Source organism: Candidatus Nanopelagicales bacterium (genome assembly GCA_018003655.1).
Lineage (GTDB): Bacteria > Actinomycetota > Actinomycetes > S36-B12 > UBA10799 > JAGNDY01.
In genome coordinates, this window is the sequence record JAGNDY010000002.1 from 75,341 (window position 1) to 90,623 (window position 15,283).

Genomic DNA, 15,283 nt, shown 5'->3' on the forward strand with positions numbered 1-15,283 from the left:
CGGGGCTTTCTTGGCCGGGGCTTTCTTGACCGCCGACTTCTTGACTGCGGCTTTCCTTACCGGCGCCTTCTTCGCCGGGGCCTTCTTCGCTGGGGCCTTCTTTACCGGGGCCTTCTTCGCCGCGGCCTTCTTCGCGGGCGCGAATGGCTGGTCCCCCGGAATCGACTTGCCGAGCACGGCCGAGAATCCGTCCTCCAGCGCCATGAGCAATTGCTTGGGCAGCGGGATCGCGGCGTCGTCGCTGCTGATCCCGATCGAAGCGAGGCCGTTGTAAGTCAGCATGGTGATGTTTGTGGCCGCACCGATCGTCGCGACCAATGGGTACATCCGCTCCACCCGGGCTCCGGCGAGCCAGACTGGAACCGGAACCCCCGGAACGTTCGACGCCGTGACATCGCTGGCCTGCGCGGCAGCCGCGACGATCTCCGATGGAATGAGACGCGAGAGCTCGCCGAGCTCGTTGGTGAACTCAACCGCTGGCTCGTTGCGAGCGGTCTTCACCAACGCGGCAATGTCGGTCATCAACTTACTGGAGTCATCAGTGTTGACAGGCATTTCAAACCGAGCGATCGTCACCGCATTTTCCATCGAGTCGCCCGCCTTGCGAGTGCTGATGGGCATGTTCACCCTGAGCGTCTCGACGGGCGCTCCGTTTCTCTCGTGGTAGAGCGCCAAGCCCTCGGCGACACCAGCCATGAAGGCGTCGTTGGCAGAGTGCCCACTCGATTTCGCCCGAGTCTTGATGTAGTCGAACGGAAACTCGATCGTGTTGAAGTGATAGTTGATGCTGCGATTGCGCATGATTGGCGACAAGGGCGTCAACGGGATCGCCGTGAACCGCGCCAGCGAAGCGGCGGTCTTCGCTATCCGAGCGATCGTGTCCGACGGCGACCGGAGGGCAGCCAATGTCGCTGGCCCAAATCCACGAACGGTGTCCTGGGCGGTCCTCGCTGCCCAGCCGAAGTTGTCACGAACCACAGCCTGCGCGAGACCAAGCCGGTCGAGGTCCTCCCCCGTGGGCTCTGCTGGCATCGGGCCTAGATCTTGACTCTGCTCAGTAAAGTCGAACAAACTCGTGCTCAACATGACGACGCCCTGGCCATCCACGACCGCATGGTGCATCTTGACGATCGCGGCCGCCTTGCCGCCGGGAAGCCCTTCCAGCAGCGTCACTCGCCAGAGCGGCCGCTCCCGGTCGAAGTCGGTCATGCTTTGCCGACGAGCATCCTCGAGGACGTCCTCCCACGTTGAACCCTGCGGCATGCGAAAGCGGCGGAGATGGAACTGCAAATCAAAATGGGAGTCGAAGACCAGCCTTGGCGTGGTGAGCCCGCCGGCATCGATGAGTTTCTCGCGTAGCGCGGGCGTCACACGGGACGCCCGGTCGAAGCGTTCAGTCAGGACATCCCAGTCGGGCGCCCGATCGAACAGGAGCAAGCCGATAATCGTCGACCGCATGACCGGGTCGTTGCTGCTGGTCCGCCACGTGGCGAAATCGAAGCCCTTCATGCGTTGAGCAGAGGCGACCGCATTCTGGCGCTTCTTGCGGCTTCCCTTGTTCTTACCCTGCTCGCTTGCCATCGATGACCTCCGCCTGGGGAACGCACCCGGTTTTCGGGTGTCACGTTCCTGTCCACAGAGGCTATCTGCCGCAGCGTTAGTTCGCAGAGTTCTGCGGCCGGTGCATGCGCCTTCGACAACCGATCAACTCAGTGCGGCGAGGATCTCGTCGGAGATGTCGAAGTTGGCGTACACGTTCTGCACATCGTCGCTGTCTTCGAGTGCGTCCACTAGCCTCATCAGCTTGCGAGCAGCGTCCTCATCCAGCGCGACCGTGACACTCGGCACGAAGGATGCGTCGGCTGAGTCGTAGTCCAACTCGTTGACCTGCAGTGCAGTGCGGACGGCTACCAGGTCGCTCGGTTCGCTGACGATCTCGAACGATCCGCCCAAGTCATTGACCTCTTCCGCGCCGGCATCGAGCACGGCCGCAAGTACGTCATCCTCGGTGGTTTCCGCTTGCGGCACGATGACCACGCCTTTGCGACTGAACAGGTAGGACACCGAACCCGGATCGGCCATCGTGGCCCCGTTGCGACTCATGATCGTCCGGACCTCCGAGGCGGCGCGATTGCGATTGTCCGTCAAACACTCGACCAACAGGGCAACTCCGCTGGGACCGTAGCCCTCGTACATGATCGTCTGCCAGTCTGCTCCGCCCGCCTCAGCGCCCGAACCACGCTTGACTGCGCGTTCGATGTTGTCGAGGGGCACGGAGTTTTTGCGAGCCTTTTGAACGGCGTCGTAGAGCGTGGGGTTGCCATCCATGTCACCGCCGCCAGTGCGGGCAGCAACCTCGATGTTCTTGATCAGCTTGGCAAACAGCTTGCCACGGCGGGCATCGATGACTGCCTTCTTGTGCTTGGTGGTTGCCCATTTGGAATGGCCGCTCATGCCTGCCCCTTCACAATGTCTACGAATAGCCGGTGGATCCGAAAGTCGCCGGTCAGTTCCGGGTGGAATGACGTGGCGATGAGTGGACCCTGGCGCACGGCCACGATCCTACCGGCGCCCGCCTCGTCCTCAAGGGAAGCAAGAACCTCCACGTCCGTTCCCACCCGCTCAACCCACGGGGCCCGAATGAACACGGCTGGGAAAGGCTCACTGCCAATGCCGGTGAAGTACAGGCCACACTCGAACGAATCGACCTGCCGCCCAAAGGCGTTGCGCCGGACCGATACGTCCAATCCACCGAACGACGGTCTATCAGTTCGACCATCGAGGACCTCGTTGGCGAGCATGATCATCCCGGCACAGGAACCGAAGGTTGGCATCCCCGCTCGGATCCGCCGCTGGATCGGAGCAAACATGGCGAACCGAATCGCCAGGTGCGAGATGGTGGTGGACTCCCCGCCCGGGATGACCAGCGCCTCGACCGAATCCAGTTCCGCCGCGGTGCGCACGCCGACTGGCTTTGCGCCCGCCTGGACGAGGGCCGCGAGGTGCTCATCCACGCCGCCCTGCAAGGCGAGAACGCCAATGGCAGGTGCGGACGCCGACGGCTGATCGGATGTGCTTGCGATCACCAGCCGCGCTCGGCAAGGCGGTGCGGCTGTGGCAGATCCTCGACGTTGATGCCCACCATCGCAGGACCGAGGCCACGGGAGACCTTGGCGATCACCTCGGGATTGTCAAAGTGAGTCGTTGCCTCAACGATGGCCTTGGCGCGAGCGAGCGCATTGGACTCCTGTACCTCGATCGGGTTAGCCGGGTCAGCAGCCTTGAAGATTCCGGATCCGACGAAGACCCCCTGCGCGCCCAACTGCATCATCATCGCAGCGTCAGCAGGTGTCGCAATTCCGCCCGCAGTGAAGAGCACCACCGGCAACTTGCCAGCCTTTGCGACCTCCGCCACCAGGTCGTACGGCGCCTGCAATTCCTTGGCGGCGACGTAGAGTTCGTCTTCTGGCAGGCCGCTGAGGCGACGAATCTCGTCGCGAATCTGACGCATGTGAGTGGTGGCATTGGAGACGTCGCCGGTGCCGGCCTCACCCTTGGAACGAATCATCGCTGCACCTTCGGTGATCCGTCGCAGCGCCTCACCAAGGTTGGTGGCGCCACAGACGAATGGGACCGTGAAGCGCCACTTGTCGATGTGATTCGCGTAGTCGGCTGGGGTTAGCACCTCGGACTCGTCGACGTAGTCGACGCCGAGCGATTCCAGAACCTGTGCCTCCACGAAGTGCCCGATCCGGGCCTTTGCCATTACCGGGATCGACACAGTCTCCTGGATGCCGACAATCATCTCCGGATCGCTCATGCGGGAGACGCCGCCTTCGGCCCGAATGTCCGCTGGTACCCGCTCGAGGGCCATAACAGCGACGGCGCCGGCGTCTTCAGCTACTTTGGCCTGCGCGGGGGTGACGACATCCATGATGACGCCACCTTTGAGTTGTTCAGCCATCCCGCGCTTGACGCGCGAGGTACCGAACTCGCGTTCGGTGGGGGTACTCGAATCCGCAGTAGACATGGGCACATCGTAGGCGCTGATGGTTACCGGACCAATAGTCGGTTGCGTCGCCCGCGCACTGCGGGTCCGTCAGCGATTGCGCAGCCCACTGGGGATTCGGTCATCCATCTCAACGGTCAACGGCATTTGCGCTGAGCCAGCGAGTCTGAACCAGCGAACGAGTCGTTGCCGCCGGACGGCCCGGCACGCGCGAACGGCGTCGTTGTAGAACCGCCGGGACAACGCGGCGCGGTGAACAGTCCCGCTGAGAACGTCGATCAGTTCGGAGCCCCGAGCGCTCGTGCAGAACTCATCGACGTCCTCCCGGCTACCGAACACGACGTCTATCGCCTTGGTCACATCGCTCTCCTGCTGAGAACGGCCCCGAGGGTCACCTTCGTCGTCGCGAGCCACCAGCGCGGAGTCGGCCAGCACCAAGCTCGACGCCGGATCGAGCATGCCGGATGAAGCAAGGTCCATGACCGCATTGGTGCGCCGGCGGAGTTGGACGTCCAGCGACACCAACGCAGTGTCCACACGATGATGCAGACGATCCAGTCGGCCAGCCGTCGATGCCAGATACACAACGAAAAGTGCGACAACCGCGATCGCGACGATCAGCCACGTCATCCGAACCTGCCGAACACTTGGCCGCTGAGGTCAGCGCGTACCTTCACACCCGGAATGACCACGGACTCGTAGACCCGTTCGACGTCACGGGCGACTCTGCGCCAGTCATACTCAAGCGCCCGGCGCCGGCCTTCGACCCGCAACCTTTCCCGTTCTGCGGAATCGCCTAGCAATACCCCCAGTTGCGCAGCGAGGTCTGCCGGGTCCTCGTTCCCGAACAAGGCGCCTGCCTCGCCGAACTCGAGTACCTGGGCAAAGGCTTCGATGTCGCTGGCCAGGACAGGCGTCCCCGCGGCCATCGATTCCAGCAACACAATTCCAAAGCTTTCGCCGCCGGTGTTGGGCGCGATGTACACGTCAGCGGACTTGAACGCCGACACCTTGTCCGCCTCACTGATCAGTCCGAGGAATTCGACGTGATCGCTGATCTGCGGGTTCAGCTTGTCCTCGATGTGTTCGATCGAGCCGGGCCCGGCGACGAGCAGTTTGACGTCCGGATGGTTGCCGACGATTTCCGGCATGGCCTCGAGCAGCACCTGCAAGCCCTTGCGGGGCTCGTCTATGCGGCCAAGGAAGAGCAACGTCGGGCCGGACCGTGGAAACCCACGCAGCGGCTCACCTACCTCGAAGTTCTTACACGTGACGCCGTTGGGAATGAGGACAGCGTCGCCACCGAGGTTCTCCACCAGCGTCTGTCGGGCCTTCTCGCTCACGGCGATTCGACCGTTGATCTTCTCCATCGCCGTCTGCAAGATGAACCGAAAAGCCGTCATTGCCCGGGACTTCTCGCTGGATGAATGCCAGGTCGCCACTAGCGGGCCATCACACACCCAGCAAGCCAGCACCGACAAGCTCGGTGACGCTGGTTCGTGTACGTGCACAACGTCGAATTCACCGTCGCGAACCCAACGTCGCACCCGTGAGGTGGTGACCATCCCGAAGCTGAGCCGGGCAACTGAACCGTTGTAGGGAACCGCCACTGGCCGACCCGCAGAAACAACGTAGGGCTCCAAGTCGGCGTCCTCCTCGCTCGGCGCAAGAACGCTTACCTCGTGACCCGCCTCCATTAGGGCCTCAGCCAAGTCCCGGATGTGTTGTTTGACGCCGCCGGGCGCGGACCAGTCGTACGGGCATACCAAACCGATGCGCATGATCAGGTTCCCGCGCGTCCACCGGCGGCATCGGACTCAGCCAGTCGCTCTTGGTCCAAGTCAGCCAGCCAGAGTCGCTGCAGCATGTGCCAGTCGGTCGGCCGATCGCGGATCCCCTCTTCGAAGCCCCGCGCAATCTGCTGGGTCATGTCAGCCACGGCGGCCGCGAAGCCCGGACTGTCCTTGCCGCTGTCTCCGGTGGGCGCACCCGGCGGAACAACAATCGGTTCATGGAATCGCGCGTAGGCGATCGGGCCCTCGTAGTACAGGGTTGCGGCAAGCAGCGGAGCACCCGTGCGAAGCGCGAGGTTGGCTGGGCCAGCTGGCATGCGGGTCGTATCACCGAAGAAGTCGACATCGACACCGCGGGCGGTCAAGTCCCGGTCAGCCACCAGCGCCACGATCCGGTGGTCGTTGCGTAGCTCGTCAGCCAGCACGTCAGTGACGTTGGGCATGCCTAGCGGATAGATCTGCATACCCAAGGAGCTGCGGTATTCCAGGAACTTATCGAACAGTTTCGCTGGCTCGAGCTTCTCCGCCACCGCCGTCAGTGGTGCCTTGGTCAGGGTGGCCCAGGCTCCTGCGTGATCCCAGTTCCCCATGTGACACAGCGCCACAACGACGCCCCTGCCCTGCGCCAGCGCCTCGTCGAGCCGGTAGTCGTCAACTCCTTCGAACGTGCTGACGATGCGTTCCCGGCTCCAGTCGGGCATGCGGAAGGCATCGCACCAGTACCGAAAATACTTACGCATCGACTGCCGGGAAAGTTTGCGGAGTTCGGCATAACTGGCCTCGGGCAGAACCCGCGAGAGGTTCTTCTCAAGTTGGGCGACCCCAGAACCGCGCCTGCTCCAAATCCGATCAGCGATGGCGTCAAACGTCCGGTAGGCAGTCCTTTCTGGCATGCGGCGAACACTCGACCATCCCAGCGAGTAGGCGTAGTAGCCGAGATCGTCTTGGATGCTCACGCAGTTGCCTCCGTGCTGTTGGCTTGGCGGTACACATGGACCATGCGCTGGAAGACGGTCAGGATCGTCAAGCCCGCGAGTAGCCACAGCGCGACCGCTTGGATGTAAGGAACACCGAGCCCAGCGATGAACGTAGGAACCAAGACGATGAGAATGCGTTCAGTGCGCTCCGCGAAGCCGACGTTGCACGTCATCCCCAAGCCTTCCGCGCGCGCTTTGGCGTAGGAAACGACCGCACCGCCGATCAGGCAAACAGTCGTTATCGCAACGAGCCACCACTGGTTGGTGCGAGCGAACCAGATCAGCAGGGCCGCGAAGATTGCGCCGTCGGCGACCCGATCCAGGGTTGAGTCGAGGAAGGCTCCCCAGGGGCCGGATCTGCCAGCAATGCGGGCCATGGTCCCGTCGAGCATGTCACTGAAAATGAATGCCGCAATGACCAGCGTGCCAATCCAAAATGATCCACGGGTGAAGAAGATCAGTGCACCAGCGGACACACCCATCGTGCCGATAACCGTGATGGCGTCGGGCGAAAGCCCAACCTTGAGCAGACCCTTAGCCACCGGATCGATCACGTGCGCCATGACGCTTCGAGCGTTGGTGTCGTTGAGCATCAGACCTCCGGCCACGCGGCAGCGAGTAGCTCCCGGGTTTGTTCCAGCAATTGCGGCAGGACCTTGGTACCACCAACGACGGGCATGAAGTTGGTATCGCCACCCCATCGCGGGACGATGTGCTGGTGAAGATGGGCTGAAATTCCGGCGCCAGAGACACTGCCCTGATTCATCCCGATGTTGAACCCTTGGGCGACCGACACATTCCGTAGCGCGACCATCCCGGCCTGGGTGAACAAGGCGAATTCGGCAAGTTCGGCAGTGTGCAAGTCGGTGTAGTCCGGAACATGTCGGTACGGGCAGATCAGTAAGTGACCGGAGTTATAGGGGAATTTATTCAACACCGCGAAGACGAGATTACCTTTGGCAACCACCAGATTGTCCTCGTCCACACCGGCCGGGGCGCGGCAGAACGGGCAATGATCACCCTGGCGGTCGTTGTCCGGCTTGCCTTCGCCGCGGATGTAGGCAAGTCGGTGCGGGGTCCACAGTCGGTCCCAGTCTTCGGGGTTCCCCATCCGTCAAACCTGGACTCGGCTTGCGACGGCAGCGACGATCTCGGCAATCGCCTCGTCGATGGGAACCCCGTTGCGCTGGGTCCCATCGCGGAACCGGAAGCTGACAGCCTCGGCCTGCTGATCCTCGTCACCGGCGATCAGCATGAACGGAATCTTGAGCTTCTGCGCGTTGCGAATCTTCTTGGGCATTCGATCCGACGCAGTGTCGACCTCAGCACGAATGCCCTGCTGCTTGAGTCGGTTCACGATGGACTGCAGGTAATCAACATGGGCATCTGACACGGGAATACCGATGGCCTGAACTGGTGCGAGCCAGGGCGGGAAGGCACCCGCGTAGTGCTCAAGCAGGACTGCGAAGAAGCGTTCGATCGATCCGAAGAGGGCGCGGTGGATCATGACCGGTTGCTGCCTGGTGCCGTCGGCGGCCTGGTACTCAAGGTCGAACAGTTGGGGCAGGTTGTAGTCAACCTGAATTGTCGACATCTGCCAGCTTCGGCCGATGGCATCACGCGCTTGCACGGAAATCTTTGGACCGTAGAAGGCTGCGCCTCCCTCGTCCAGAACGACACCAAGATTTTGGCGCTCTGCTGCTTGTCGTAGAGCCTCGGTCGCCTCGGCCCACTGTTCGTCGGTTCCGACGCACTTGGCTGGATCGCGGGTGGAGAGCTCGAGGTAGAAATCCTCAAGTCCGTAGTCACGCAGGAGATCAAGTACGAAGACAAGCAGGGAGTCGAGCTCCGCAGGCATCTGCTCTTTGGTGCAGTAGATGTGGGCATCGTCCTGGGTGAAGCCGCGGGCTCGCGTGAGTCCGTGAACAACGCCGGACTTCTCATACCGATACACGGTGCCGAACTCGAAGAGCCGAAGCGGGAGCTCGCGATAGGACCGCCCGCGCGACCGGAAGATGAGGTTGTGCATCGGGCAGTTCATCGGCTTCAGGTAGTACTCAGCGGCGGCCTTGCGAATCTCGCCCTCGGAGTCGCGCTCCTCGTCGAGCAACATGGGCGGATACATCCCCTCGCGGTACCAATCCAAGTGACCGCTGGTTTCGAAGAGCTTGGACTTGGTGATGTGTGGCGAGTAAACGAATTCATAGCCTGCGCGCTCATGTTCGCGTCGGGAATGACTTTCCATCTCCCGACGGATGATTCCGCCCTTGGGATGGAATACCGCAAGCCCGGATCCGATCTCTTCGGGAAAGCTGAAAAGGTCCAGTTCAGTCCCGAGCCGTCGATGGTCACGCCGCTCTGCCTCTTCGAGGCGGTGTAGATACTCGCGTTGCGATTCCTTGGACTCCCAGGCTGTGCCATAAATGCGCTGCAGTTGCGGATTCTTCTCGCTCCCACGCCAATACGCGGCGGCGGTTCGCATGAGTTTGAACGCAGGGATCAGACGGGTGCTCGGGATGTGCGGCCCGCGACACAAATCACCCCAGCGCCGCTCTTTGGTCCGAGGGTGCAGATTGTCATAGATCGTCAACTCGTTTCCGCCGACCTCCATGACGTCGTCGTCGGCGACGCCAGCTTTGAGACCGATGAGTTCGCACTTGTAGGGCTCCCCGGAGAGTTCCTCGAGTGCGGCGCCCTCGGTGACGACTCGGCGGGAGAAGACCTGACCCTCCTTGACGATTTGTTGCATGCGCTTGGTCAAGGCATCGAGGTCTTCCGGTGTGAAGGGTTGTTCAGGATCGAAGTCGTAGTAGAACCCATCGGTTACCGGAGGCCCAATCCCCAGCTTGGTATTCGGAAACAGGTCCTGAACTGCTTGCGCCAGCACGTGCGCAGTGGAGTGCCGGAGCACGGCACGCCCGTCGGCGGAGTCGACCGTCACTGGCTCGACCAGGTCGCCCTCACTTAGTGGAGTAGCCAAGTCACGGAGTTCGCCGTTGATCCGCGCCACCACGATCGCCCTGTCGGTGAAGAGATCCGCAGCGCAAGCACCTACCGCGACTTCCTGTTCGACGGGACGGTCGTCGTTGACCACCGAAACAGACGGCATCTGGCTACTCCTGGGTTTTGACATTGGTCGAAGCTGGTGGCGTTCGCACGAGCGGGTCCCTACTGGACTGTAGGCAGCCTATCGGCGCGGGCTGGCAGTTAGGCGATGAGGCACCGCAGCGCCACGGCGTGAACTGTCAGATGGCGCGGGACGGGAACTGGGACTGGGGACTCAGAAGGGAGGCGGATCGGCACCACCGGGATGCTCAGCCAATGGCGGTTCAGTTCCTTGGGTGACCGCTTGACCAGATGGCCCCCGCCAGGTGCACGTATCGTCGGCGTGGGAATCGACCAATCTCCATAACCCTGCGGACTTCATCCGATGGTGCCGTCGACACAGCGAACCGAGGTTTGATCGGGTGGATTAACCTCCAGCGTCCCACGGCACAGCGTGGTCAATGTCGTTTCGGTGCGCGGGCTGATTGCAGCCCGGGAACCGACAAATCTGATCACGGGCCATGATGAAGTCGCGCATGCGTTCGCTTGGTCGGTAAACCCTGCGACCCACGTCAACGAGTTCGCCTGACAGTGGATCGACTATCCACCGAAACCGACCGCAGGAACCGAATCGAATCCAGACCGGGCGACTTCCATCAGAGCATCTGCCCGGCGTTGGTCGAGGGTCACATCGTGGTCGGCCGGCAGCCCCGCTGCGGCGGCTCGGCTCTCCTGTTCCGCGATGCCCCGGGCGCCGGCATCCACCATGTCGTACAGCAGGTGGGCGTCGGCCACGGGCAGGAGAGCCGAGAACGTCGCCAGGCCGTCGCCGTGCGGTTCGACCGTCACGCGCCGCGCACACCGGGCGGCGGTGCTGGAAGCCTGAAACTCTCGACGCGCCAGGTGTGCGACAACGCGGCGCGTGGATCGCCGCAGCTGCGAGGTATCCCGACGGCTCGCGCTGGGAAGCACCCGTGCCTCCACGAGGAGAATCTGCTCGTCGTTCAGCCCCTCGCAGATGTCCACCATCATGCGCGCGCTCTGGTAGCTCAACGCGCCCGTTTCGAGCGACTGGAGAGTCCCCCGGTGGGGCCCACACAGTCGTCTGGCGACGTGAACCTGCGCGGCGGCGGCCGATGAGGAGGTCCGCATTGCTACCGCGACTTCCTCACGACCGGGATCCGTAATTGTGTGGCCGTGGCTGATCAACGGGACATTCGGCCCAGCGACAGCCCGCATCGAGCGCATCAGACCAGCATCGGTCCAGGCCAGCTGCCGGTTCCAGGCCTGCAGTACCTCGATTCTCACTTCCGCACTGAGGCGGTGGGGATCGAGGTCAGCGAGAAGAGCTCCGAGCACCCGTCCGGGTTGTGCCTGGAGCGACTCGACGAGGCTGGGCGATGCGTCCGGCTCGGAGAGTGCGTGGGCCACGGCCCCCCGCCAACAAGTACCGCCAACAAGTACCGTCATGAGCGCCCCGACACAGTGAGGTAGTCCATGCATCGCAGCGAAAGGCCGGCCAGCCGTCGCGGACTGCTGATCGCCGGTCGCTCGCTCGCCACTTTGGCTATCGTCGCGAGCGCTTTGATCATTTGCGGACGGGCGCTGCGGATCTCCTGGGGTCCGCTGGCGTACTTGGTGCCGCTCACGCCATACCTGGCCGTGGTTCTCGGCCTCACGATCGTGCTCACCATCCTCACCCGATTCTGGGCCGGTGCCGTGGCCGCGATCGTCGCCCTCCTGGTCGTCGCCATCTGGTGGGCTCCACCCTTCCTCAACAATCCGGGCGAATCCAGTTCCGCACAGCTGACCGTCGGGACTTCGAATCTGAAGTTCGGTCTAGGCGATGCCTGCCAGTTGGTCGCACTCGTCCAGGACCGAAACGTGGACTTGCTGTCTGTTGTCGAGGTGACTGACGAGGCGATCGCGAACTTGCAGCGCTGCGGAATGGATCGAGAACTTCCCCACCACTTCGCCGAACCGGGCCGGATGGCCTCCGGATCGGCACTGTGGTCGCGCTATCCGCTCACTGACGAGTCGCTTGTTCCGGGCACACTGTTCGCCAGCCTCAGCGCGACCGTCGCGTTGCCGAGCGGACCCGTGAGGTGGGTTTCAGCACATCCGATCGCACCCGGCCTCGTTGACCATGAGCAGTGGCAGCAGGACAACTCAGCACTCGTGGCATACCTCACTGGATTACCAGGGCCTGTGATCGTGTCCGGCGATTTCAACGCCACGCGGGATCAACCACTTGTCCTTGACCTGGAGGACGCCGGGTTTATCGACGCGGCACCGGCTGCCGGGGCAGGTCTGGCCCGCACGTTCCCGGTCGGAGAAACGCTGGCGGTCCCGTTCGTCGGAATCGACCACGTCATGACGCGCCACCTTGACCTGCGGGCAGTCCGCGCGACCACCCATTCAATCGCCCGCAGTGATCATCGTGCCCTGGTCGTTGACTTTGACCGCTGAGGAGAACGAGGTCAACGGGGACTCCGCTTCGAAAGGTCGCGCAACAACGCGACCCAGGACGCGAGCACCGCAACTCGGGCGGCGTTCTATGCTGGCCAACGTGGCAGCCAAACCTCTGCGGGACACGCATGGACGGATTGCGACGGACTTGCGAGTGTCGCTAACTGACCGATGCAATCTCCGTTGCACATACTGCATGCCCGCCGAAGGGCCCGGTTGGTTGCCTTCGCCGCACATCCTGACCGACGAAGAAGTCACCAGGGTCGTGGCGATTGCAGTCGAGCGCCTGGGCATCACCGAGGTGCGCTTCACCGGCGGCGAGCCACTGCTGCGACCAGGGCTAGCGCGGATTGTCTCGGCGGCATCGAAGCTGTCGCCCCAACCCAGCATCTCGCTCACGACAAACGGGATCGGGCTAGCCAAGCAAGCAGTCGATCTCAAGCGGGCCGGACTCGACCGGATCAACATCAGCCTGGACACCCTTGATCACCAAACATTCCGCCAGTTGAGCCGGCGCGATCGCTTAGACGATGTACTCACCGGCATCGCGGCCGCTGCCGCAGCAGGGATCGGTCCAGTCAAGCTGAACAGCGTCCTCATCCGCGACGTCAACGATCACGAAGCGCCGAAGCTGCTCAACTACGCCCTCGAACACGGGCTCCACCTGCGCTTCATCGAGCAGATGCCGCTGGACCCGATGGGGGTCTGGAACCGCGAGGCCATGGTGACCGCTGCGGAGATCCTGGCCTCGCTGCGCAACCATTGGGATCTCCAGCCTGCGGATCAGGCTCGGGGTAGCGAACCCGCCGAGAGGTGGCTCATCGATGAGGGCCCAGCGACGGTGGGAATCGTCGCATCCGTCACTCGGCCGTTCTGCCGTACGTGCGACCGAGTTCGGCTGACCGCCGACGGCCAGATTCGGTCGTGTCTCTTTGGTCGCGACGATGCCGACCTGCGCACAGCCCTGCGCAACGGAGCCAGTGCCGACGACATCGAACAATTGATCCGCGGGGCGATTGAGCGGAAGGGCCCCGGGCATGGCATCAACAACGACGACTTCGAGCCCCCGAGCCGTCCGATGTCCGCGATCGGTGGATAGCCAATGGGCCGGGTAATGGTGCGCTTCTTTGGGGGTGCGGCGACCGCAGCGGCGTGTCAGCAATTCGAAGCCACCGCAAGTGACATTGCCCAGTTGCGGACGGTTCTTGCTGACACGTTCGGCCCCGGACTTGACCAGGTGTTGACCGTCAGTTCTTTACTCGTGGACGGGGCCGTGGCCACCGACGACGCGATGTCGCTAGCTGACTCCGCGACGGTTGATGTGTTGCCGCCGTACGCGGGCGGATGAACAGGCTTACGGACAGTTCACCCAATCCTGCGACCCATCCGTCAGAGTCTGCCGCTTCCAGACCGGCAGTTGGTGCTTGATGTTCTCCACCAAATCCGAGCAGGCGTCGAAGGCTTCTCCCCGATGTGACGCCGAGACCGCGCACACAACCGCGAGATCGCCCACCTCCAGCACTGCATCAACCCGATGGCTCACCGCGACCCGATGAACTCCCCGGCGGGCGGCGGTCTGCACCGCGAGGCGGCCGAGGATGTCACCGGCGGTCGGGTGCGCTTGATACTCCAGCGTGGCGACCGATTCGCCTGAGTCATGGTTGCGGACCACACCGAGGAAACTCGCGGTTGCTCCCGATTCAGCGGTTGCGACCGCTTCGAGGTGCCCGCTGACGTCGAGTGCGGCGGAGGTCACTGCCGCGATCATCACATCACCCATGGTCGCTGCCGCCGAGCTGTTCAACCGCATGCATGAGGACTGGACCCAGCGCAGTCATCCCATCGCGTACTGCCCCCGTTGAGCCCGCGAGGTTGATGATGAGCGTCCTGTCGGCTACCCCGGCGATCCCCCGCGACAGCATGGCTGTCGGCACCTTCTCGGCGCCTGCTGCCCGAATCCGCTCGGCGATGCCTGGCACTTCGCGATCAATCACAAGGCGCGTTTGCTCTGGCGTGAGGTCGCGCGGGGCGAGGCCGGTACCACCGGTGGTCAGTACGAGTGCCCGCCCCCGCGCAACTTCCTCACGCAGGGCCGCCCCAACTGCCGCACCATCTGCGACCACAACGACTGCGCCCACTTCAAACCCAAGGGCCGCAAGCTCCGCCGCGACTATCGGGCCTGACCGATCCTCGTACTCACCGGCAAAGGCGCGGTCGGAAACGGTGATGACCACAGCGCTCACCACCTGCCAGTCAACGGTCATCGGGTCGGATCCAATCCCCTGTCTTACCACCGGACTTGGTGAGCACCACGATGTCTGAGATCGACGCCGCTGGGTCGGTTCCCTTGATCATGTCCACGACGGTCAGAGCCGCCGCAGCCACAGCCGTGAGGGCTTCCATCTCGACACCTGTGCGATCCGCGGTTCGGACGGCAGCGTGTATGACAACGTGCTTGTCGCCGGACACATCGACATCGACATCGGCTCCACTAATGCCGATCGGGTGGCAGAGCGGAATCAGGTCAGGGGTCTTCTTCGTCGCCATAATGCCTGCGATTCTTGCGGCCGCGACGACGTCCCCTTTGGGCATGGACCCATCCCGCAACAACTGCATCACCGACGCGGTGGTGACGACCTTGCCGCAGGCAGTAGCCTCCCGAAGAGTCACTTCTTTTTGACCGACATCAACCATGTGCACCTCGTCATCCTAGGTGCCAGAAGCAAGGAGCTCCTCGTGGACGCCGTCGACAGCTTTGCCGAGATCTTGTCCAGTGAACTGGGAGTGACCATGGAGACGGGCACAGGCGAACTCCTCGACTTGGCCAAGGACGTTGCCCACCAAGTCGCTCGGCCCGCGACACCGGTAGCCACCTACATCATGGGGTTGGCCGCAGCGAACGGGCACGACTCCACCGCAATCGCGGCTGCGGTTGGTCATTCAATCGAACTCTGGCGGGCGCAGCAGACCGGCTGAACATCCGCAGTCCG

At 62.9% G+C, this 15,283-nt stretch carries 18 protein-coding genes; 4 read left to right on the top strand and 14 right to left on the bottom strand.

Annotated features, from left to right (window positions below; genetic code table 11):
* From KAZ48_00980 to KAZ48_01030, 11 genes are all read right to left on the bottom strand, one after another.
* Window positions 1-1,581, bottom strand: a 1,581-nt coding sequence (locus KAZ48_00980; GenBank protein ID MBP7971343.1) for a DUF1298 domain-containing protein, incomplete at its 3' end; no start/stop codon positions are given.
* A 123-nt stretch (window positions 1,582-1,704) separates the two neighbouring features.
* On the bottom strand, window positions 1,705-2,454 hold the full coding sequence (locus tag KAZ48_00985; protein ID MBP7971344.1) for a YebC/PmpR family DNA-binding transcriptional regulator: 750 nt from the start codon (window positions 2,452-2,454) through the stop codon (window positions 1,705-1,707).
* Window positions 2,451-3,083, bottom strand: coding sequence for a pyridoxal 5'-phosphate synthase glutaminase subunit PdxT (gene pdxT / locus KAZ48_00990; GenBank protein MBP7971345.1), 633 nt, complete (start codon window positions 3,081-3,083; stop codon window positions 2,451-2,453). Before pdxT ends, KAZ48_00985 begins: the two co-directional genes overlap by 4 nt.
* Entirely contained in the window at window positions 3,083-4,030 is a 948-nt protein-coding gene (gene pdxS, locus KAZ48_00995) for a pyridoxal 5'-phosphate synthase lyase subunit PdxS (GenBank protein MBP7971346.1), read from the bottom strand. The genes pdxT and pdxS overlap by 1 nt, the downstream gene beginning before the upstream one ends.
* Window positions 4,031-4,099: 69 nt before the next feature.
* Window positions 4,100-4,639, bottom strand: coding sequence for a hypothetical protein (locus KAZ48_01000; GenBank protein MBP7971347.1), 540 nt, complete (start codon window positions 4,637-4,639; stop codon window positions 4,100-4,102).
* Complete coding sequence (locus KAZ48_01005) at window positions 4,636-5,790, bottom strand: glycosyltransferase family 4 protein (protein MBP7971348.1); 1,155 nt, start codon at window positions 5,788-5,790, stop codon at window positions 4,636-4,638. Before KAZ48_01005 ends, KAZ48_01000 begins: the two co-directional genes overlap by 4 nt.
* 2 nt (window positions 5,791-5,792) lie before the next feature.
* Window positions 5,793-6,758: a phosphatidylinositol mannoside acyltransferase gene (locus KAZ48_01010; protein ID MBP7971349.1), complete on the bottom strand. Its 966-nt coding sequence runs from the start codon at window positions 6,756-6,758 to the stop codon at window positions 5,793-5,795.
* Complete coding sequence (locus KAZ48_01015; GenBank protein ID MBP7971350.1) at window positions 6,755-7,372, bottom strand: CDP-alcohol phosphatidyltransferase family protein; 618 nt, start codon at window positions 7,370-7,372, stop codon at window positions 6,755-6,757. The genes KAZ48_01010 and KAZ48_01015 overlap by 4 nt, the downstream gene beginning before the upstream one ends.
* The gene (locus tag KAZ48_01020) at window positions 7,372-7,890 is read right to left on the bottom strand and encodes an HIT domain-containing protein (GenBank protein ID MBP7971351.1); all 519 of its coding nucleotides are present in this window, start codon (window positions 7,888-7,890) and stop codon (window positions 7,372-7,374) included. The genes KAZ48_01015 and KAZ48_01020 overlap by 1 nt, the downstream gene beginning before the upstream one ends.
* A gap of 3 nt (window positions 7,891-7,893) precedes the next feature.
* Window positions 7,894-9,888 (bottom strand): threonine--tRNA ligase, encoded by a 1,995-nt coding sequence (locus tag KAZ48_01025; GenBank protein MBP7971352.1) that lies wholly within the window; start codon window positions 9,886-9,888, stop codon window positions 7,894-7,896.
* A 536-nt stretch (window positions 9,889-10,424) separates the two neighbouring features.
* On the bottom strand, window positions 10,425-11,255 hold the full coding sequence (locus KAZ48_01030) for a DUF222 domain-containing protein (GenBank protein ID MBP7971353.1): 831 nt from the start codon (window positions 11,253-11,255) through the stop codon (window positions 10,425-10,427).
* A 66-nt stretch (window positions 11,256-11,321) separates the two neighbouring features.
* Here KAZ48_01030 and KAZ48_01035 point away from each other — a divergent pair, with 66 nt between their 5' ends.
* The 3 genes from KAZ48_01035 to KAZ48_01045 all read left to right on the top strand — a co-directional run bounded on the left by KAZ48_01035 (window position 11,322) and on the right by KAZ48_01045 (window position 13,641).
* Complete coding sequence (locus tag KAZ48_01035) at window positions 11,322-12,293, top strand: endonuclease/exonuclease/phosphatase family protein (GenBank protein ID MBP7971354.1); 972 nt, start codon at window positions 11,322-11,324, stop codon at window positions 12,291-12,293.
* Between the two features lie 88 nt (window positions 12,294-12,381).
* On the top strand, window positions 12,382-13,392 hold the full coding sequence (moaA, locus tag KAZ48_01040; protein ID MBP7971355.1) for a GTP 3',8-cyclase MoaA: 1,011 nt from the start codon (window positions 12,382-12,384) through the stop codon (window positions 13,390-13,392).
* 3 nt (window positions 13,393-13,395) lie between these two features.
* Window positions 13,396-13,641, top strand: a complete 246-nt coding sequence (locus tag KAZ48_01045; protein ID MBP7971356.1) for a MoaD/ThiS family protein — start codon at window positions 13,396-13,398, stop codon at window positions 13,639-13,641.
* A gap of 6 nt (window positions 13,642-13,647) precedes the next feature.
* Here KAZ48_01045 and KAZ48_01050 read toward each other — a convergent pair whose 3' ends face one another.
* The 3 genes from KAZ48_01050 to moaC are packed head-to-tail and all read right to left on the bottom strand — an operon-like array spanning window position 13,648 to window position 14,987.
* Window positions 13,648-14,073: a molybdenum cofactor biosynthesis protein MoaE gene (locus tag KAZ48_01050; GenBank protein ID MBP7971357.1), complete on the bottom strand. Its 426-nt coding sequence runs from the start codon at window positions 14,071-14,073 to the stop codon at window positions 13,648-13,650.
* Window positions 14,066-14,557: a MogA/MoaB family molybdenum cofactor biosynthesis protein gene (locus tag KAZ48_01055; GenBank protein ID MBP7971358.1), complete on the bottom strand. Its 492-nt coding sequence runs from the start codon at window positions 14,555-14,557 to the stop codon at window positions 14,066-14,068. Before KAZ48_01055 ends, KAZ48_01050 begins: the two co-directional genes overlap by 8 nt.
* Window positions 14,547-14,987, bottom strand: a complete 441-nt coding sequence (moaC, locus tag KAZ48_01060) for a cyclic pyranopterin monophosphate synthase MoaC (protein ID MBP7971359.1) — start codon at window positions 14,985-14,987, stop codon at window positions 14,547-14,549. The genes KAZ48_01055 and moaC overlap by 11 nt, the downstream gene beginning before the upstream one ends.
* Before the next feature lie 42 nt (window positions 14,988-15,029).
* Here moaC and KAZ48_01065 point away from each other — a divergent pair, with 42 nt between their 5' ends.
* Window positions 15,030-15,269 carry a hypothetical protein gene (locus tag KAZ48_01065; GenBank protein MBP7971360.1) on the top strand — a complete coding sequence of 80 codons (240 nt, stop codon included), beginning with the start codon at window positions 15,030-15,032 and terminating at the stop codon, window positions 15,267-15,269.
* Window positions 15,270-15,283: the final 14 nt, after the last annotated feature.

Bases quoted from the DNA above. Each gene is read 5' to 3' on its own strand.
- KAZ48_01055 (MBP7971358.1), bottom strand. From the start codon at position 14,557: ATGACCGTTGACTGGCAGGTGGTGAGCGCTGTGGTCATCACCGTTTCC.
- moaA (MBP7971355.1), top strand. From the start codon at position 12,382: ATGCTGGCCAACGTGGCAGCCAAACCTCTGCGGGACACGCATGGACGG.
- KAZ48_01045 (MBP7971356.1), top strand. From the start codon at position 13,396: ATGGGCCGGGTAATGGTGCGCTTCTTTGGGGGTGCGGCGACCGCAGCG.
- KAZ48_01020 (MBP7971351.1), bottom strand. From the start codon at position 7,890: ATGGGGAACCCCGAAGACTGGGACCGACTGTGGACCCCGCACCGACTT.
- KAZ48_00985 (MBP7971344.1), bottom strand. From the start codon at position 2,454: ATGAGCGGCCATTCCAAATGGGCAACCACCAAGCACAAGAAGGCAGTC.
- pdxS (MBP7971346.1), bottom strand. From the start codon at position 4,030: ATGTCTACTGCGGATTCGAGTACCCCCACCGAACGCGAGTTCGGTACC.
- KAZ48_01050 (MBP7971357.1), bottom strand. From the start codon at position 14,073: ATGGGTGATGTGATGATCGCGGCAGTGACCTCCGCCGCACTCGACGTC.
- moaC (MBP7971359.1), bottom strand. From the start codon at position 14,987: ATGGTTGATGTCGGTCAAAAAGAAGTGACTCTTCGGGAGGCTACTGCC.
- KAZ48_01035 (MBP7971354.1), top strand. From the start codon at position 11,322: ATGCATCGCAGCGAAAGGCCGGCCAGCCGTCGCGGACTGCTGATCGCC.
- KAZ48_01015 (MBP7971350.1), bottom strand. From the start codon at position 7,372: ATGCTCAACGACACCAACGCTCGAAGCGTCATGGCGCACGTGATCGAT.
- KAZ48_01005 (MBP7971348.1), bottom strand. From the start codon at position 5,790: ATGCGCATCGGTTTGGTATGCCCGTACGACTGGTCCGCGCCCGGCGGC.
- KAZ48_01000 (MBP7971347.1), bottom strand. From the start codon at position 4,639: ATGACGTGGCTGATCGTCGCGATCGCGGTTGTCGCACTTTTCGTTGTG.
- KAZ48_01025 (MBP7971352.1), bottom strand. From the start codon at position 9,888: ATGCCGTCTGTTTCGGTGGTCAACGACGACCGTCCCGTCGAACAGGAA.